At 67.2% G+C, this 17959-nt stretch carries 13 protein-coding genes; 4 read left to right on the forward strand and 9 right to left on the reverse strand.

From position 1 onward, the window contains the following. Nucleotides 1-44 precede the first annotated feature (44 nt). Together ACT6SE_RS13875 and ACT6SE_RS13880 are read right to left on the reverse strand one after the other, a co-directional pair. On the reverse strand, nt 45-1805 hold the full coding sequence (locus ACT6SE_RS13875; RefSeq protein ID WP_046431658.1) for a hypothetical protein: 1761 nt from the start codon (nt 1803-1805) through the stop codon (nt 45-47). A gap of 10 nt (nt 1806-1815) precedes the next feature. Then, entirely contained in the window at nt 1816-2415 is a 600-nt protein-coding gene (locus ACT6SE_RS13880; protein ID WP_014037813.1) for an NfuA family Fe-S biogenesis protein, read from the reverse strand. 90 nt (nt 2416-2505) lie between these two features. Between ACT6SE_RS13880 and ACT6SE_RS13885 the strand changes: the two genes are divergently transcribed. The 3 genes from ACT6SE_RS13885 to zupT all read left to right on the forward strand — a co-directional run bounded on the left by ACT6SE_RS13885 (nt 2506) and on the right by zupT (nt 4177). Continuing rightward, nucleotides 2506-2856, forward strand: coding sequence for a 4a-hydroxytetrahydrobiopterin dehydratase (locus ACT6SE_RS13885; protein WP_014647741.1), 351 nt, complete (start codon nt 2506-2508; stop codon nt 2854-2856). After that, entirely contained in the window at nt 2853-3269 is a 417-nt protein-coding gene (locus ACT6SE_RS13890; protein WP_014647742.1) for an energy transducer TonB, read from the forward strand. The genes ACT6SE_RS13885 and ACT6SE_RS13890 overlap by 4 nt, the downstream gene beginning before the upstream one ends. Before the next feature lie 98 nt (nt 3270-3367). Next, nucleotides 3368-4177 carry a zinc transporter ZupT gene (zupT, locus tag ACT6SE_RS13895; RefSeq protein ID WP_014647743.1) on the forward strand — a complete coding sequence of 270 codons (810 nt, stop codon included), beginning with the start codon at nt 3368-3370 and terminating at the stop codon, nt 4175-4177. 102 nt (nt 4178-4279) lie between these two features. On the opposite strand, the gene ACT6SE_RS13900 is transcribed toward zupT, so the two are convergent. Next, a complete protein-coding gene (locus tag ACT6SE_RS13900) occupies nt 4280-5254 on the reverse strand; it encodes an RluA family pseudouridine synthase (protein ID WP_046431662.1) in 975 nt (324 codons plus the stop codon). Between the two features lie 407 nt (nt 5255-5661). On the opposite strand from ACT6SE_RS13900, the gene rne reads away from it, so the two are divergent. After that, the gene (gene rne, locus ACT6SE_RS13905) at nt 5662-8913 is read left to right on the forward strand and encodes a ribonuclease E (protein ID WP_046431665.1); all 3252 of its coding nucleotides are present in this window, start codon (nt 5662-5664) and stop codon (nt 8911-8913) included. Between the two features lie 169 nt (nt 8914-9082). On the opposite strand, the gene ACT6SE_RS13910 is transcribed toward rne, so the two are convergent. Genes ACT6SE_RS13910 through ACT6SE_RS13935 form a run of 6 tightly spaced genes read right to left on the reverse strand, consistent with a single transcriptional unit; the run spans nt 9083 to nt 17797 of the window. Further along, nucleotides 9083-9970 (reverse strand): endonuclease/exonuclease/phosphatase family protein, encoded by an 888-nt coding sequence (locus ACT6SE_RS13910; RefSeq protein ID WP_032960121.1) that lies wholly within the window; start codon nt 9968-9970, stop codon nt 9083-9085. A gap of 2 nt (nt 9971-9972) precedes the next feature. After that, on the reverse strand, nt 9973-13140 hold the full coding sequence (locus ACT6SE_RS13915) for a discoidin domain-containing protein (RefSeq protein ID WP_046431668.1): 3168 nt from the start codon (nt 13138-13140) through the stop codon (nt 9973-9975). Continuing rightward, complete coding sequence (locus tag ACT6SE_RS13920) at nt 13137-13973, reverse strand: carbohydrate ABC transporter permease (protein ID WP_006456347.1); 837 nt, start codon at nt 13971-13973, stop codon at nt 13137-13139. Before ACT6SE_RS13920 ends, ACT6SE_RS13915 begins: the two co-directional genes overlap by 4 nt. Further along, nucleotides 13970-14851 (reverse strand): carbohydrate ABC transporter permease, encoded by an 882-nt coding sequence (locus tag ACT6SE_RS13925; protein WP_005410323.1) that lies wholly within the window; start codon nt 14849-14851, stop codon nt 13970-13972. The genes ACT6SE_RS13920 and ACT6SE_RS13925 overlap by 4 nt, the downstream gene beginning before the upstream one ends. Beyond that, a complete protein-coding gene (locus tag ACT6SE_RS13930; protein ID WP_088375480.1) occupies nt 14848-16188 on the reverse strand; it encodes a sugar ABC transporter substrate-binding protein in 1341 nt (446 codons plus the stop codon). Before ACT6SE_RS13930 ends, ACT6SE_RS13925 begins: the two co-directional genes overlap by 4 nt. A gap of 4 nt (nt 16189-16192) precedes the next feature. Continuing rightward, nucleotides 16193-17797, reverse strand: coding sequence for a glucoamylase family protein (locus ACT6SE_RS13935; RefSeq protein WP_014647750.1), 1605 nt, complete (start codon nt 17795-17797; stop codon nt 16193-16195). Nucleotides 17798-17959: the final 162 nt, after the last annotated feature.

Below are 17959 nucleotides of genomic sequence, written 5' to 3' on the forward strand. Positions count from 1 at the left end.
TACCAAAGCGCGGGCCGGCCAGCGCATCGGGCGCGGCCGAAGCTTTAGCGGCTCCCATTGTCTTCCTGCAGTTCCTTCTTGAACGGGATGTCCGGCGGCGGTCGTGCCACGGCCGGCTGGTCCTGCATGTTGGGGTTGGTCAGGCCACAGCCGCCACCGGCCTGCAGGATCGAAATGACGCAGGAGATCCTTGTGTTGGTGCCCGGCAATGGAATCTCCATCGCCTTGACGCCCTTGCGCACCCATTCGGCCAGCAGCGATTCCTGCGGCACCCAGTACTTGTCGAACGAGGTCGGCGTGTAGTCGTACGGCGGGCGCTTCAGCCAGGTGCCGGACTGCGCAATGCGCTCCTTGCTCCAGCCGTCGTTGGCACCGCCGGGCGCACCGCGCGCGGCATGGCCATCGCCCTCCTGGCCAGGCACGCGCACGCTGCCATCGGCATTGAACAGGCCGCTGCCCTTGCCGGCGGTACTGGCCTGGCGGATACCGTTGCTGCTGCCGTCGCGGTTGCGGCTGGAAGACCCCCAGTCATCGCCCTTGGCAGGCGTCGCCCAGTTGCCTGGATCAGGCGCCGGGCGCGCTCCCGCGTTTGCGGGTGTGCTGCTGGATGCTGACGGACGCGCGCTGCTGCTCGCCTGCGTCGCGCTGCCCTGGGCCGCAGTCGCGGGCGTCGCCGTGGCACTGCCACTGGAGGATGCCGGCGCTGCCACCGGTGCCGAGGCCACTTCACGTTCCCGCACCTGCACGTCGCGGCCAGTGGGCGCGCGTACGGCGGGCTCACGCCCGGCCACCGCCGCCATCCGCACCTGCGGATCGGCCACGGCCTGCACTTCACGTTCGCGCACCTGCACGTCCTGCTGCGGCACGCGCACCTGCACTTCCGCGCTGCGCAGCGGTTGGGGAGCGACCGGCGCGTCGACCGTACTGACTTCGCGTTCGCGCACCTGGATGTCACGCACCTGCGGCGTGCGCACGGCCAGTTCCGGGGTACGCACCGGGCTTGGTGTCGGCGGCGCCTGCACCGGCTGCACGCTGCGCTCGCGCACGGCGGGCGTGCTGTCACGCGGTACGACGCTGACTTCGGTGCGCGGCACACTGACCGGCGGCACCACGAAATCCGTGCTGGCCTGCGCCACTTCGGTGGCCTGGACGGGCGAAGGCGGCGGCGCGGCCACCGGCGCCGGCTCGGCGTCGGCTGGCGGTGGTGGAACGCTGGCGGTCGGCGCGGATGCCGGGGATGAGGCGGTGGTTTCGGCAGCCACCGGACGCGGCGCAGGGGCCGAGGCAGCGCCCGCCTCCTGGCCCGGCGCAACCCGACCTGCCGCCGCAGCCGCAGCCGCTTCGGCGCCCGGCTGATCGCCACCGCCTTCCTGCGACGCGCGGCCGACGAACTCCACCTGCACGCGCTCGCCCTCGGTGCCCTCTTCGTCCGGCGCGCTGGTACGGATCACCGCCACCCACAGCAACAGCACGAAGAACAGCAGATGCAGCAGTGCACTGACCAGTGCCGAGGTCCAGCGCATCCAGCGCTGGTCGCGCGGCGCGGCGTCCCAGTCCTGCCAGAACAATCGGCGCAGCGCCTGCCACGGCGACAGCCGCGGCGACTGGCCTGGCGGGCCCGGCAGCGGGCGCGGCAGGAAAACTGCGATCACCTCGCGGGCATGGAACGGCCGCGGCAGTGGCCCCAGCGAGCGCAGCCACAGCGCCCAGCCATAGGGCAGGCGCGTGGACTTCTCGAGGACGGCGCGGGGCTGCTGGCGCGCCAGCAGCAGATCAATGAGTTGCTCGGCCCGGGTCAGAGGCACGCGTCAGCGATCAGGCGACGTTGCCGCGCGGAATGTAAGGCGCGTGGCCGCTGTCATGATCGGTCGCGTCACGCACGGCGGTCACGCCCGGCACGCGGCCCATCAGGGTTTTTTCGATGCCCTGCTTGAGCGTCACATCGGCCATGCCGCAGCCCTGGCAGCCACCACCGAAGCGCAGCAGCACCACGCCGTCGGACGAGACTTCCTGCACGGCCACCTTGCCGCCATGCGAGGCCAGCTGCGGATTGACTTCGTTCTCCACCACCCAGTGCACGCGTTCGACCAGCGAGGCCGCATCACCCGGCGCTTCGCCCTTGATGCGCGGCGCCTTGATGGTCAGCTGCTGGGCACCGGCGGTGCCGGCGACGATGTCGATCTCGGCGCCATCGAGCCAGCCAACGCTGCCGGCGTCGACATAGAGGGTGAAACCATCGCAGTCCACCGCCCACTCGTCACCGAGCAGGTCGGTCGGTTCGGCGAATTCCAGCCGGGCATCGGCGCGCGGCGTACCGGGGTCGACCGCGCTCAGGCGCACGCCCATGCCGGGCACGCCCTCGCGTTCGATCAACTTGCGGAAATGGGTCTGGGCAGTGTCGGAGATCTGGATCATCAGGCTATTCTAGCCAAGTAAGCGTCAGCCGCTCATTCGGTTTATACACCGTCCGGCGCATTGTTCAGTCAACACGAGGTGGAGATTCCCATGGCCGACCTGATTCCACTGGCCCAGGCCCGTTGCGTGCCGCGCAAAGGCAGCGACCACAAGCTCGGCGAGGCCCGCCTGGCCGAACTGCTGCCGCAGGTTCCCGGCTGGGAGCTGAGCGAGGGTGACCAGGCCCTGTCGCGTACCTTCCGCTTCAAGGATTACTACGCCACCATGGCCTTCGTGAACGCGCTGGCCTGGATCGCCCACCGCGAGGACCACCACCCGGACCTGGGCGTGCACTACGACCGCGCGGTCGTGCGCTTCTCCACCCACGATGTGGGCGGGCTGAGCGAGAACGACTTCATCTGCGCGGCCAAGACTTCGGCCCTGACGGAGCAACTGCCATGAACGTACGTTTGCTGAGCCTGTCCCTGATCGCTGCGACCGGCCTGGCCGGCTGTGGCGCGTCCGAACCGCCGTCACCGCCACCGCCGCCGCCGACCGAAGTGGCCGCGGTGAAGACGCCGCCGCCGCAGTACCCGCTGGAACTGGCCTGCATGGGCGTGGGCGGCACCAGCACCTTCAAGGTGACCATCGGCACCGACGGCAAGCCGAGCGAGGTTGCGCTGTTGACCGGGGCCGGCAACCCGCAGCTGGACGAACTGGCCAAGACCGCCGTGCAGGGCTGGCAGTTCAAGGCCGCCACCCGTAACGGCCAACCGGTGCCGGCCACCATCCAGGTTCCTGTCAGCTTCAACCCGCCACAGCCGAAGCCGGACCAGTGCTTCGCCATCGAAGAACGCCTGCGCCGCGGCGGCTGATCGCACACACCCCGACGGGGCCTGCCGACGCCCGCCTCGCCCTCGCCGCCCCGGCCCTGCCCGGGGCGGCTGTCTGTTGACCAGGATCGCGTGGGTTGATGCTGCAGATTCCCCCTGAAAACATCTGGATCGCACTGGCGGTCACGCTTGCCGCAGGCCTGGCCACCGCGATCGGCAGCCTGCTGGTGCTGTTCTCGCGCCGCCCCAGCCCGCGCCTGCTGGCGTTCGGCCTGGCCTTTGCCGGTGGCGCGATGGTCTATGTGTCGCTGTCGGAGATCCTCAACAAGTCCATTGCGTCGTTTGCACTGGCGTATGGCGAGCGCACCGGCTTCACCTACGGCACCCTGGCCTTCCTGCTGGGCGTGATCGTGATCGTACTGATCGACCACTTCATTCCCAATCCGCATGACAGCCTGGACAAACAGGACCCTGCGTTCCGCGAGAACAGCCGCGAGTACCTGAAGCGGGTCGCGCTGCTGACCTCGGTTGCGATCACCGCACACAATTTCCCGGAAGGGCTGGCGACCTTCTTTGCCACGCTGGAAAGCCCATCGGTGGGCATGCCACTGGCCTTCGCCATCGCCATCCACAACATTCCCGAGGGCATCGCGATCGCGGTGCCGGTGTACTTCGCCACCCAGAACAAGTTCTACGCGTTCAGTGCCAGCCTGCTGTCCGGCCTGGCCGAGCCCGTGGGCGCAGCGCTTGGCTACTGGCTGCTGTCAGGATCGCTGTCGCACGCCACGTTCGGCTGGGTGTTCGGCCTGATCGCCGGCGTGATGGTGTTCCTGGCGCTGGATGAGCTGCTGCCGGCGGCCAAGCGCTATGCCAAGGGCCACGAGACGGTTTATGGACTGGTGGCCGGCATGGGCACGCTGGCGATCAGCCTGGTGCTGTTCAAGTGGTGAGGGGTTCCCGGCTCGCCCTGTAGAGTCCAGCCATGCTCGACTGGCTTTCCGCGCGGCCCGACCGAGGCGCAGTCGAGCGTGACTCGACGCTACAGGAGATCCTTACTTCAGCCGGTCCAGCGCCTCGACCAGCTCATCCGCCAGCGGCGCGTTCAATACGTATGGGCTCTTGCCGTCATCCAGCGCGAACTCCAGCGAGGCCGCATGCAGGAACAGGCGCTTCAGCCCGATCTGCTCACGAAGCCGCTTGTTGACCGCTGGATCGCCGTATTTGTCGTCACCGGCCACCGGATGCCCCAGATGCTGGGCGTGCACGCGGATCTGGTGGGTACGGCCGGTCTCGATGCGGACTTCGCAGTACGAATGGCCACCGCGGCGTTCCAGCACCCGGAAGTGGCTGATCGATTCCTTGCCGATCGCATTGACCTGCACATGGCGCTCGCCGCCCTGGCGCAGGCCCACGTGCAGCGGTGCGTCGACCGTCATCACGCCGTCGGGCATGCGCCCGGCCAGCAGGGTCAGGTAGCGCTTGCGGATGCCGGCGCCGTGGTCTTCACGCAGCAAGGCCTGCAGTTCGCTCAGCGCCGAGCGCTTCTTGGCCACGATCAGCAGGCCCGAGGTGTCGCGATCCAACCGGTGGACCAGCTCCAGGGTCTGCCCCGGGCGCAGCGCGCGCAGGGTCTCGATGGCGCCGAAGCTGATGCCGCTGCCGCCGTGGCTGGCCACGCCGGTCGGCTTGTTCAGGGCCAGCAGGCGGGCGTCCTCGAAGACGATGGCCTGCTCCAGGCGGCGCATGAACGCCTCCGGCGGACCGGCCCTGTCTCCTTCCTCAGTGAGACGGACCGGCGGCACGCGCACCTCGTCACCGGCCTCGAGCTTGCGTTCGGCCTTGGCGCGGCCACCGTTCACCCGAACCTGGCCACTGCGCACCAGCTTGTAGACCAGGCTGCGCGGGGCGCCCTTCAGCTGGCCGAGCAGGAAGTTGTCCAGGCGCTGGCCGGCGCGGTCGGCGGGAACGGTGATCATGCGCACGGAAGGCTTGTCGCCAGCGGGTTTGGTGGGGTCTTGGGCGGTCATCAGGCTGTTTATTCTGTTACACTCGGGGGGCGAGATAAGGGATTGATTTCGTTGGAAGTTACTCAGGGCCAGAAGCCCAGCTTCCGACGAATCCGGCACAGTGCGCGACCACCGCCCGCGGGGCGGCCATGTTAGCGGCTCACCGGCCTTCCCGGCCATCGCCGGATGCCTGACACGCAACCGTGCTGAACATGTCCCGCGTGGCGCTCCAGCCTGGCTGACAGCTGCCTGCGGCCTGTAACACCCCAAAACCCATAAGAGTGAAGCGCTCCCGCGGCCTGCCGTGGTGTCGTAGCGCTGGAAACCCAAGCCGCCCTCCCCGCGCTTGCGCGAATGGGCGGCGAACCGTGTCCAGAGGCGAAACCCCATGGCGTTCCGCGCGGTAGCCGCTTGCGAGGAACGCAACAATGAAGCGAATGCTGATCAACGCCACGCAGGCTGAAGAGCTGCGTGTTGCCATCGTGGATGGCCAGTCGTTGTATGACATCGACATCGAACAGCCGTCGAAGGAACAGAAGAAGTCCAACATCTACAAGGGCCGGATCTTCCGCATCGAGCCCTCGCTGGAAGCCGCCTTCGTCGAGTACGGCGGTGGCCGCCATGGCTTCCTGCCGCTGAAGGAAATCTCCCGCGACTACTTCCAGGCCGGTGTCGACCACAACAAGGCCGGCATCCGCGAGCTGCTGAAGGAAGGACAGGAGATCGTCGTCCAGGTCGACAAGGAAGAGCGTGGCAACAAGGGCGCCGCCCTGACCACGTTCATCTCGCTGGCCGGCCGCTACATGGTGCTGATGCCGAACTCGCCCAGCGCCGGCGGCGTTTCCCGTCGCATCGAGGGCGAAGACCGGGCCGCGCTGAAGGACGCCCTGGACAAGCTGAACATTCCCGACGACATGGGCGTGATCATCCGTACCGCCGGCGTCGGCCGCGATGCGGAAGAGCTGCAGTGGGACCTGGACTACCTGCTCAATGTCTGGCGCGCCATCGCCGAAGCCGCACTGAGCAAGCCGGCTCCGTTCCTGATCTACCAGGAATCGCGCCTGATCGTGCGCGCCCTGCGTGACTACCTGCGCGCCGACATCGGCGAGATCCTGGTGGACACCGAGGAGATGTACGAGCACGCCCGCGAGTTCATGCAGCAGGTGATGCCGCAGACCCTGCGCAAGCTCAAGCATTACAAGGACGACATCCCGCTGTTCAACCGCTTCCAGATCGAGTCGCAGATCGAGGGCGCCTACGAGCGCAACGTGCGCCTGCCGTCGGGCGGCTCGATCGTGGTCGACCAGACCGAAGCGCTGACCGCGGTCGACGTCAATTCCTCGCGCGCCACCAAGGGCAGCGACATCGAGGACACCGCGTTCCAGACCAACCTGGAAGCGGCCGAGGAAGTGGCCCGCCAGCTGCGCCTGCGCGACCTGGGCGGCCTGGTGGTGATCGACTTCATCGACATGGCCTCCAACAAGCACCAGCGCGAGGTCGAGAACCGCCTGGCCAACGCGCTGAAGTACGACCGTGCGCGCGTCCAGGTCGGCCGCATCTCGCGCTTCGGCCTGCTGGAAATGAGCCGCCAGCGCCTGCGCCCGAGCCTGGGTGAATCCAGCCAGATCGTCTGCCCGCGTTGCGACGGCCACGGCCGCATGCGCAGCGTCGAGTCGCTGTCGCTGTCGATCATCCGCGTTGCCGAAGAGCATGCGATGAAGGAAAACACCGGGCAGGTGCTGGTCCAGGCGCCGGTGGAGATCGCCAATTACCTGCTGAACGAAAAGCGCAGTGCCCTGCGCGAGATCGAGCAGCGCCACGAGGCGCCGATCGTGATCGTCGCCGACGAGCAGCTGCACACCCCGCACTACACCGTCACCCGCCTGCGCGAGAACGAGCTGGGTGAAGAGAGCAACAAGCCCAGTTACCAGCGCGGCACCCCGCGCAAGCTGCCGGTGCATGCCCTGACCAAGGGCCAGCTGAACATCCCGCCGCCGGCGGTGACCCAGGTCAAGCACACCTCCCCCGCCCCGGTGCGCGAGGAAGTGGAGCCGGCCGCAGCGGCACCGGCCCCGGTCGTGGCAGCGCCGGTTGCAGCGGCCCCGAGCGGCGGCGTGATCGGTTGGCTCAAGCGCGTGTTCGGTGGCGAACCGGCGCCGGCGCCGGCGCCGGCGGCTCCTGTTGCCCGCCAGCAGCAGGACGGCGGCCGCAAGGACCGCAACAAGGATCGCAACAAGGACCGCAAGGATCGCCGCGACGACAACCGTGGCAACGGCAACGCTCAGCAGCAGAAGGATGGCGGCAACCGCAAGGAGCGCGGTGAGCAGCGCAAGGACGGCCGCAACGGCAACAACGGCAATGCCCAGCAGCAGCCGCAGCAGGGCAGGCAGAAGGAGCCTCAGCAGAAGGACGGCCAGCAGCCGCATCAGCAGAACAGGCCGCGCAACGAGCAGCAGGGCCAGAACCAGAACCAGCAGCAGCCGAAGCTGAAGCAGCCCAAGCAGCCGCGCCAGCCGCAGGACGGTGACAAGCCGGCCGAGAAGCCGCAGCGCAGCACCGCCGAGGCACCGGCCGAGGCCGTGACCGCGGCTGCCGCCGTGGCCGCCACGGCGGTCGCCGCCAATGGGGTGACCGCTCAGGAAGCCACTGCGCCGGTGGCGCCGGTTGCGCCGGCCGCCTCCGCTCCGGCGGAAGCCACTGCACCGGCCGACACCACTGCCAACGCCGGCAACGAGGCCGAGGCGATTGCCGTGACCGGTGAAGAGGCTGCTGTCGACGCCAACGGCGAGCAGGCCGGTGAAGGCGCGACCCGCCGCCGCCGTGGCCGTCGTGGTGGCCGTCGCCGCCGTCGTGGTGGCGCCGAGAACGCTGCCGGCAGCGATGGCCTGGGCGATGATCAGGACGACGCGGACGACAGTGATGACACCGATGCCGCTGATGTCGCCGAGCAGAGCAACGACAGCGTCGCCGGGACCACTCCGGTCGCGGCCGCGCAGCCGGCCCGTTCGCAACCGGAATTCGATTTCGATGACGAAGTCGAACCGACCGCTGCCGAATCCGGAAAGCCGGTCCGTGCCGCCGCCGCTGTTGTCGCCGCGCCGGTCGCGGTGGTGAGCAGCGCCGTGGTCGATGCCGCTGCACCGGTGGTGGCCGAGGTACAGGCCCCGATCAATACCGTGGCCAAGGCCGAACCGGCATCTTCGCCGGTGCAGACCAGCATGCTCGATGCCATCGACGCGGCGACCCCGGCCCAGCCGGTGGTGGCTGCAGCACCGGCGGTCGAAGCCAAGCCGGTCGTGGTTGAGGCTGCCCCGGCCGTTGAAGCCACTCCGGTAGTCGAAGTGAAGCCGGTCGTGGAATCGAAGCCAGAGATCGCTGAAGCCGCTCCGGCGGTCGAAGCCGAGCCGCTGGCCGTTGAGGCCGCCCCGGTGGTGGAGGCCGCTCCCGCGGTTGAAGCCAAGCCGGTTGTCGAGACCGCACCGGTCGCCGAACAGCCAGTCGCTCCGGTGGCAGTTGAAGCCGCACCGGTGGAAGCTGCGGCCCCGGTCGCCGATGCGGTGGTGACGCCGTCGATCGATCCGGTCGCCGATGGTCACACCGATGCCGCCGCCCAGGCGGCCGAAGCCAAGGCCGACGAAGAAGACGAAGACGCCGCCAAGCGCACACCGCCGGCGAACTGATCGCGATCTGGTCGCGTGAAAAGGAACGGCGGGGATCGATGATCCCCGCCGTTTCTGTTTGTGCGCCGGGCGCGTGCAGCGCTCTGGTAGAGGCCAACCTTGGTTGGCGCCGTTGTTCGAGCGAACGCGGACACGTCCGTGCCAACCAAGGTTGGCACCTACCAGGACATCAGCGCGTCGGCGCGAACTGCAACCGGGTCCACACGCCGTAGTGGTCCGAGGCCCAGCGACCGCTGTCATCGGGCTGGTCGAACAGGAGCTTCGCTTCGCGCGCGACCATCCGGTCCTGCTGGAAGAAGATGTGGTCGATACGCGAAGGTGCCTGGTAATAGTGCCGGTTCAAGGTGCTGACCCCGGCCAGGTCGGTGTTGACGTGCACGCTGCCATAGCTGTCGCCGTAATGGCTGCGCAGCTCGCTCAGGTCACCTGCGTCCACCAGCGCATTGAAGTCGCCCGCGATCACCACCGGCGCGCCGGCCGAGGTAGCGGTGATGAAGCGCAGCAGGTCCTCGACCTGGGTACGGCGGATGCGCTGACCACTCTCGTCGTTGCGCTCGTTGAGATGCGTGGCGTAGACGTTCACCGGCGTGCCGTCGACGTCGATGCGCAGGTGGGCCACCGTGCGGTAGTCGTCCAATGGCAGCAGCAGATGGTCCCCCTGGGCGAGGATCGGCCGCCGGGTCAGCAACGCATTGCCGTAACGCTTCGGCGCACCCACCGGATCGGTGGACACGAATACGTACTTGTAGCCGAGTTGGCTGGCCAGCCACTGCGCCTGGTTGCGCACGTTGCGGCGCTGGATCACCTCCTGCAGCGCGATGGCATCGGGCTGCAGGCGCTTGAGTTCGGCCAGGATGGTACGGCGGCGGCTTGGCCAGTCTTCGCGGTCATGATGGAGGTTGAAGGTGACCATGCTCATGCCTGGCGCGCTGGCGATGTCCACCGCTGGCGATGCGACCTGCGGCACCGCCGCCAGCGTCAGCCCTGGCAATGCCAATGCAATGGCCAGCCCCAGGGCGCGCACCGTCGCACGCGCTCCCTCCCCTTGTTGCTTCATCGTTACTGCCCCTTGCGCTCGGCGCGGCGCACCGCGCCCGGTACATCGATCTCGACCCGTGCCGGCAGCTGGTGCACGTGCAGTTCCTTGTTGATCCATTCGGCCGCTTCGCCGTTGATGGTCGCCTCGCCCGGATCACCGGCGTACGGCCACGGCAACACCACGCCACCGACCGGTGGCACCAGGCCCGGCTGCACCTCCAGCACCAGCTGCTTGTCGCTGCGCTGCAGGCGGTAATTGAGCTGGCCCTGCGGCGTGCGAAGGCCCTGCACGGCGATGCCCTCGCCCTGCAGCCAGGCCGTCGGGATGCCGGCGGCCAACACCAGCGCATCGTCCATGTCACGACTGTAGGCGAACATGTCCAGGGCCGAGCGCACGAAGTCCGAGGCGACCCAGGCATGCGGCAGGTCACCGACGAAGAACGGCTTGCGCGGCGTGCGCGAGACCACTTCGGCCCACTGGTTCCAGGCCTGCGGCGCACGGTCCTTGAAGAAGAACTCGGTCGCCTGCCAGGCGCGATCGCGCCAGCCCAGGCGAACGAAGGCGGCCACGTTGCGCCATTCGTACGGCGTGTAGTCCTTCCACTCGCGCTTGCCATCGCGGCGGGCCACGAATTCCTTCCAGTAGCGCTCGAAGGTCGCCTCCAACGCCTGCTGCGGCAGCCGGCCCTGCTCGCCGCCCGGCGCCAGCGCGACGGTGGTCGAGGTCGCGTCGAAATCGCCCAGCTCGGCCGAGCCCGGCAGGTAGTCGATGTTGTGCTGCTGCATCGCCGACAGCAGTGACGCCTGCAGGTCATCACGGAACTGGTCACGCGACTCGGCGATCTGCATCGCTTCGACCTTGCCCAGCTGGGCCGCCAGCGATGCTGCGTCCTTGTAGCCGCGCAACGCCCAGAAATTATCCCAGTACGAATGCATCGGCTTGGCCGAATAGCCTTCGTGGCTGATCGAGGCCGGCATCATCCCGTAGAACGCCGGATTGCGCGCACGGTTCTCTTCGGTACGCTCGCTGGCACGCAGCTGCTCCATGTAGCTGTAGGCGCCCTGCACGTGCGGCCACATCAGCTCGGCGAAGGTGCTGTCGCCGGTATAGCGCCCATATTCGGCGATGCTGTAGATCAGCTCACCGTGGCTGTCGTTCTCCGGTACCGGGTCGCTGCCGCGCGCATCGACACAGCACGGCACCTTGCCGTTCTCGAACTGGTAAGGCGCATACCAGTTGATGTAGTCACGCACGGCATCGCTGCGCCCCATGCGCAGCAGGCCTTCGGAAATCATCGCGCCGTCGCGGATCCAGCTGCGCGCGTACGAGCGCGTGCCCGGCTGCAGGCGCGGGCCGACCCGCGAGATCAGCATGTGCGCCACGGCGGTGCGCAGGGTGTCGACCAGGGCCTGGCCTGCCGCCGGCACCTGCAGCGAGACCACGCCCAGCGCGTGCCGCCACTGTTCGGCCACCTGCGCCTGCGCCTTGGCCACGTCCAGCGCCTGCGGCGCCCAGCTCCCGGTCTGCGGCAGCACCACTGCCACTTCGCGGCTCTGCCCGGGTTCCAGCTTGATCGTATACAGCAGCGCACCGGACGCCATGCCGGTACTGTCCTTCACTGCCGTAGTGGCCGGATACTTTCCGGACGCAAGATGCATCGCATCGAGCTTGCCATCGAACGTGCTGGCGAAACGGGCATCGGGCACCTGCAGTGGATAGATGCGCGGCTCGCCGTTGATGCGTACCAGCTGTTCGCCCACGTCCAGCGCATCGATGCGGCTGAAGCCGCCGACGGTGTTGAGGAACTGGGTCGGCGGGTTGACCTGCCAGGGGCGGATCGCCAGCGCCAGGGTGTACTCGTGCGCCACCTTGTCCGGATTGCTCAGCCGGTAGCGGCCGATCAACTGCGCGCGCTCCGGCGTGCCCTGCACGAAGCTGGTCACCGCCAGGCCGGCCTTCTCGTGCACCCAGTCGACGTTGGCGATCGGAAGATAGTGGTCCTGCAGCGACTGGGTAGTGGCCACCTTCGACCAGTCCAGCAGCTTGCCGTCGAGGCGGATGAACGGCTCGATGCTGAAGCTGCCCTTGGCCGGCTCCAGCGCACCGTCCTCGCTGATCAGCGCCTGTTCCTGGCCGCCATCGAGGCCGAGCAGGGTCCAGTACGGCTGTTCGCCCACATACGCACGCGGCAGCGAACCGCGCGGCAGGTCGGCCGCCACCGAGGACAGGAAGGCGTTCGGCGTGGCGGCGAACGCCAGCGGCTTGAGCGTGATGTCACGGATGCCATAGCGCCAGTTCGGGCCATCGAGCAGATCGAAACGCACGTAGCGTGCGTCGGTGTCCGGCAGCGCCAGCCAGTCGCGGCCACCCGCACCGCCGGTCACCTCGCGCACAGTGCGCCAGTCCCGGCCATCTTCGGACGTCCGTACGGTGTAACGGTTGGCTTCCAGGTTCGGCAGCCAGTCGATCACCGCACCGCCGATCTCGCGGCTCTTGTGCAGGTCCAGGCTGATGGTCTGCTGCTTGACCCCGCCGCTGATCCAGAACGTATCGCCCTTGCCATCGATCATGCGGTCCTGCAGCGCGGTGGCGGTATCGGCGATGACCGATGGCACCAGTGCCGAATCATCCTGCGGTGGCAGGCCCTGCAGGGTCAGCTTGTCGAAGCACACCGTGCCGCGGCCACCGACCTTGCTGTAGATCGTGAACTCGACCGCGGCGCTGCGCGCCATCTCCTTCTCGGGCGACGGCCCCCACGCCTTGTCGATCTGGCGACGCCGGTATTCGACCGGTGTCCACGCCTTGGGGAAGCTGTAGCCCGGGCGGTTGACCCACCAGACGTTGTCGCCGCTGGCATCGATCAGCTTGAACTGCAGGTCGTTGGCCGGCGAATCACCACGCAGCTGGAAGCCGAAACGGTAGTTGACCGGGTAGTCGATGTTCAGCGCGCGGCGGATGCCGACGTAGCCGGAGACCTTGTGGAAATCATAGTCCAGGCACAGGGCACGGCCGCCGCCGGCGCCGCTGACCGGCCGCAGCGAACCACTGACCTGGTCGGACAGCACCAGTTTCCAGGCGCCGATATCGTCGAAGTCGTCCAGCACCTTCGGCGCCGGCAGTGCCGGTGGTGCGGCGATCGCCAGGGAGGTCCACAACAGTCCCAGTCCAACGGCGATCGCTCGCTTCATCCCTTGACGCTCCCCAGCAACAGACCTTGGATGTAGTACCGCTGCAGCACCAGGAACAGCGCCAGCACCGGAACCACGGTGACCACCGCGCCAGCCATCATCATTTCCACGTCCATGATGTGTTCGCGCGAGAGGGTGGCCAGCGCCACCGGCAAAGTGTAGTGCTCCTGGTCGGTCAACACGATCAGCGGCCACATGAAATCGTTCCATGCGCCCATGAAGGTGAAGATCGCCAGGGTCACCAGCACCGGCTTGAGCATCGGCAGCACGATCTGGAAGAAGATGCGCAGCTCCCCTGCCCCGTCGATGCGCGCCGCTTCCAGCAGTTCGTCCGGGATCGAACGTGCGTACTGGCGTACCAGGAAGATGCCGAACACGCTGGCCAGCGCCGGCACGATCACGCCGCCGAAGCTGTTGACCAGCCCCAGCTGCTTCATCAGCAGGAACAGTGGCAGCATCGCCACCTGCGCTGGAATCACCAGCGCCGCCATCAGTACCTGGAACAGGCGCTCGCGGCCGACGAAGTTGAGCTTGGCGAAAGCGTAACCGGCCATGGTGTTGAGCAGCAGCGAGCCGATCGTGATGCCCAGCGACACCAGCAGGCTGTTGGCAAAGTTGCCGCCCATGCCGGTGCGCGCGAACAGTTCATGGTAGTTGTGCGTGGTGATGCTCGAAGGCAGCAGCGGCGGCGGGAAATGGCTGGCCTCGCCCTGCGGCATGAACGAGACCGAGACCATCCACAGCAGCGGTGCCAGGCTGACCAGGGCCAGCACCAGCAACGCACCATTGATCATCCACGGGTACCAGCGCGACTGGCCGATTTCACGACTCATACCAACTGCCTCTTGCGGCCGAAACGCAGCATCACGGTGGTCACCGCCAGGATGATCAGGAACAGCAGGAACGCCACGGCGGAGGCGCGTCCCAGGTTCCACCACTTGAAGCCTTCCTCGAACATGAAATACAGCACGCTGACGGTGCTCTGCAGTGGGTCGCCGCGGGTCATCACGTAGGGTTCGGCGAACAGCTGGAAGTAGCCGGACACGGTAATCACCCCGACCACCAGCAGCACCGGGCCGAGCATCGGCAGGGTGATGTGCAGGAACTGCTTCCAGCGCGAGGCACCATCGATGCGCGCCGCTTCGTACAGGTCATGCGGGATCGCCTGCAGGCCGGCCAGGAAGATCACCATGTTGTAGCCGAAGTTCTTCCACACCGCGAACAGCATGATGGTCGGCATCGCCCAGTTGGGATCACCCAGCCAGTCGATCGGGCTGATGCCCAGATGGCCCAGGCCGTAGTTCACCAGGCCATAGCTGGTATGGAACAGGTAGCGCCAGATCACCGCCACCGCCACCAGCGTGGTCACCACCGGCGCGAACAGGGCCGTGCGGAACAGGGCCTTGAAGCGCGCGGCCGGTGCATTGAGCAGCATCGCCGCGCCCAACGACACGCCGATCGACAACGGCACGCCGATCAGCACGAAGTAGGTGGTGTTCCACAGCGACTTCCAGAACATCGGCGTCTGCAGCAGGTCGATGTAGTTGCCCAGGCCGACGAAGCGCAGGTTGCTGCTATCGGCCAGTGCATAGAGGTCGAAGTCGGTCACGCTCAGTGCAAGCGCCGAGGCGACCGGCAGGCCGAAGAACACGCCCAGCACGATCAGCGAGGGGCCGGCGAAGATCCAGCCGGCCAGCGAAGTACGTTTCATTGCGCGCTCCCGGCGGCCACGGCGCTGCTCGATTGCGGCGACGGCGCGCGCTCCTGCAGGCGTTGTTGTTCATGCATCCAGCGGCGCTTGGCCAGCACCTTGTCCACGCGCTGGTCCAGCTCTTCCACGGCCTTGTCCTGCGGCAGGCCACCGCGCACCACCTTCTCGGTGACGATGCGCATTTCCTGCACGATGCGCTCCCATTCGAGCACCTTCGGCGTCGGCCTGACCCGCTCCAGCTGATCGCGGAACGCGGCCGCCAGCGGGTCATTGGCCAGCGACGGCGTGTTCCACGCACTGCGGCGCGGCGGCAGGTCGCCAATGATCGAATGGAAGCGTGCCTGGATTTCCGGCCGCGACAGGAATTCGATCAGCTTCCAGGACGCCTCCTTCTGCTGCGACTTGCGGAAGATCACCAGGCTGGTACCACCGGCGATGCCCGCGCCCGGACCGTCCGGCCCCGGCAGCGCGGCGGTGCCCCACTGCCCTTCCAGTTCCTTCGGCTGCAGCTTCTTGAACTCGCGGATGTTCCAGGGGCCGGAGATGTAGAACACGTTGAAGCCGCGGAAGAATTCGTCCCAGACATTGGAGATCTGCGTCTCGGACATCTTCGGCGCCCAGCCCTGCTCGAACATGTTGGCGTAGAAGCCCAGCGTGCGGCGGAACCCCGGGCTGGAGAAATTGCCCCGGGTGTCGTCGTCACGCAGCAGCGGGTCGGGCTGCTGCAAGGCCAGCGACAGCTGCTGCTCGAACTCGTTGATCGGCATCAGCACCGCGTAGCGGCTCGGGCCCTGCATGCGCTTGATCGCCGCCATCTGCTCTTCCCATTCCTGCCACGTACGCGGCGGGTGGTCGTAGCCGGCCTTGGCCAGCAGGTCCTTGCGGTAGTAGATCAGGCGCGTATCGACGTACCACGGCACGCCGACCAGCCCGCCGTGGATCACGTTGGTATCCCAGATGCCCTGGAAGTAGTCCTTCGGGTCGACCACGGTGGAGCGCTGCACGAACGGCTGCAGCGGGGTCAGCGCGTCGAGTTCGGCGAACTCCGGCACCCAGGTGTTGCCAAGCTGGCACACGTCCGGCAGGCCGTCGGCGGCGAACGCGGTCAGCAGCTTCTCATGCGCGGCGGTCCACGGGATGTTCTGCACATCCACCTTGATGCCGGGGTTTTCGGCCTCGAATTCGTGGATCAGCTCGCTGACCACCTCGGCTTCGCGGCCCATCGCCCAGAAGCGCACGGTGGTGGTGCCCGGTTCGGTACGGGCGCAGCCGGCCACGGCCAACGCGGCCAGGGCAGGCAGCGCCCAGCGGCGCAGGCGGTCGATCCAGGTCGGCATCGGGCTACTTGCCCTGGCCTGTGGTGCGGTTGGCATTGTTCTTCTGTTCCTGCGCGGCAGCCGCGCGTGATTCGGCGATACCCACCGCGCGTGCTGCCGCGGCCTTTTCGTCTTTCTGCAGTTCCAGCGGCTGGAACGAGCCTTCCGGCGCCAGCCAGCCACCGCTGAACCCGGCCCGCTCCAGGCCCTTGCGGATGTACGGGTTCTTCTTCATCACTTCCCAGACGAAGTCATCGCGGTAGTTGGCGATCATGGTCAGGATCGGGCCCTGGTCGATGGCGATGTAGTCGCTGGCGACCCAGCCGCGATCGGGAACCAGACGACCGGTCTTGATCGGGATGTCGTAGTTGAAGCTGGGGTTGAACGAATCCAGGAAGCCGTAGCTGGAATAGATGTAGTCGCCAAAGCGCTTGTGCATCTCCAGCGTGGCCGGGATCACCTGCTCGGGGGCGAACACCACCGAGGCGATCGCAGCGGTCGGGGCGATGGTGCCGTCATCGAAGTTCTCGCGCAGGCCGGCGCCGCGCGAGGAGTAGTGGCGGAACTGGCGCTGCTCGCCGCGGTACTCCTGCGTGGTGTTCTGCGGACCATCGCTGGCGGTCAGGCCCCACACGTTCTCGCCATACTCCTTCCACTGCATCGGGTTGGCGATGGCATATTCGCGCTGGGCCAGCGCGGCCGACCGGCTGTTGAGGAAATAGGTGCTGCCGCGCTCGCGCATGTAGGCGTCCTGGATGTCGCGGAAGTCGATCCAGACGTGGCTGTACTGGTGGCCGAACAGCGGGCCGAAGGACAGGTATTCCTGGCCCTGGTAGACGCCCCAGTCGTTGTCGTAGGTACGCGTCCACACCGTCCACGCGTCCGGGCTGACCGGGTGCGTCGGCGAGCCCAGGGCGAGGATGTACACCATCATCGCCTCGTTGTAGCCCATCCAGTCGTGGTCGATGAAACCGCTCTCCGGGAACCAGCCCATCGAGATCAGCGGTGCACGCTGCTGCAGCCACGGCCAGTCGACCTTCTTGTACAACGTATCGGCGATCTGGCGGATTTCCTTCTCGCGCGGATCATCACCGTCGTAGTACGACTGCGCGAACAGCACGCCCATCATCAGCAGCGCGGTATCCACCGATGACAGCTCGACCCAGCTGTCGTAGCGGCGGCCTTCCTGCATGTCCAGGAAGTGGTAGTAGAAGCCCTTGTAACCGGCCTTGCCGGTGCGCTGCGGGCCCATCGGCACGTCGCGGAAGAACTTCAGCGTGGTCAGCGTGCGGTCGATCGCCTGGTTGCGGCTGACCCAGCCGTTCTCGATGCCGATCGGATAGGCGGTCAGCGCGAAGCCGACCGAGGCGATGCTGGCGAACGGCCGCGACGGGTAGCGGTCCGGGGTCAGCCCGTTGACCTCGTTGGTGGTGTCCCAGAAGAACTGGAAGGTGCGGCGCTCGATGTCATCGAACAGCGGCGGCAGCTCAGGCTTCATGGGCCGCGGCGGTGCATCGGCCTCGATCAGGATCACCGGCGGGCGCGGTTTGGCAGGTTCCTGCTGGGCCGGCTGGCAGGCGGCCACGGCCAGGCTCAGCGCTGCGGCGGACAACAGATGGCGTGCCTGCATGGCGCGGTTCCTCCGGTGGTCTGATCGATGGGAAAGCATACCGTCCAATGATCTGAAATCGTTTACAAGGTGTGTGCTTAAAAAACCACGAAAAACGTGGCCTGACACCGCGATCATTGCCCACGCCGCTGCCCCCTGGCCGGCAGCGGCGTGGGCAATGGA

It is taken from the genome of Stenotrophomonas sp. LC732 (genome assembly GCF_052446685.1).
Classification (GTDB): Bacteria; Pseudomonadota; Gammaproteobacteria; order Xanthomonadales; family Xanthomonadaceae; genus Stenotrophomonas; species Stenotrophomonas muris.

Coding starts and splice junctions, on each gene's coding strand:
- ACT6SE_RS13880 (WP_014037813.1), bottom strand. CDS start 2,415: ATGATCCAGATCTCCGACACTGCCCAGACCCATTTCCGCAAGTTGATC.
- ACT6SE_RS13885 (WP_014647741.1), top strand. CDS start 2,506: ATGGCCGACCTGATTCCACTGGCCCAGGCCCGTTGCGTGCCGCGCAAA.
- ACT6SE_RS13890 (WP_014647742.1), top strand. CDS start 2,853: ATGAACGTACGTTTGCTGAGCCTGTCCCTGATCGCTGCGACCGGCCTG.
- zupT (WP_014647743.1), top strand. CDS start 3,368: ATGCTGCAGATTCCCCCTGAAAACATCTGGATCGCACTGGCGGTCACG.
- ACT6SE_RS13900 (WP_046431662.1), bottom strand. CDS start 5,254: ATGACCGCCCAAGACCCCACCAAACCCGCTGGCGACAAGCCTTCCGTG.
- rne (WP_046431665.1), top strand. CDS start 5,662: ATGAAGCGAATGCTGATCAACGCCACGCAGGCTGAAGAGCTGCGTGTT.
- ACT6SE_RS13910 (WP_032960121.1), bottom strand. CDS start 9,970: ATGAAGCAACAAGGGGAGGGAGCGCGTGCGACGGTGCGCGCCCTGGGG.
- ACT6SE_RS13915 (WP_046431668.1), bottom strand. CDS start 13,140: ATGAAGCGAGCGATCGCCGTTGGACTGGGACTGTTGTGGACCTCCCTG.
- ACT6SE_RS13920 (WP_006456347.1), bottom strand. CDS start 13,973: ATGAGTCGTGAAATCGGCCAGTCGCGCTGGTACCCGTGGATGATCAAT.
- ACT6SE_RS13925 (WP_005410323.1), bottom strand. CDS start 14,851: ATGAAACGTACTTCGCTGGCCGGCTGGATCTTCGCCGGCCCCTCGCTG.
- ACT6SE_RS13930 (WP_088375480.1), bottom strand. CDS start 16,188: ATGCCGACCTGGATCGACCGCCTGCGCCGCTGGGCGCTGCCTGCCCTG.
- ACT6SE_RS13935 (WP_014647750.1), bottom strand. CDS start 17,797: ATGCAGGCACGCCATCTGTTGTCCGCCGCAGCGCTGAGCCTGGCCGTG.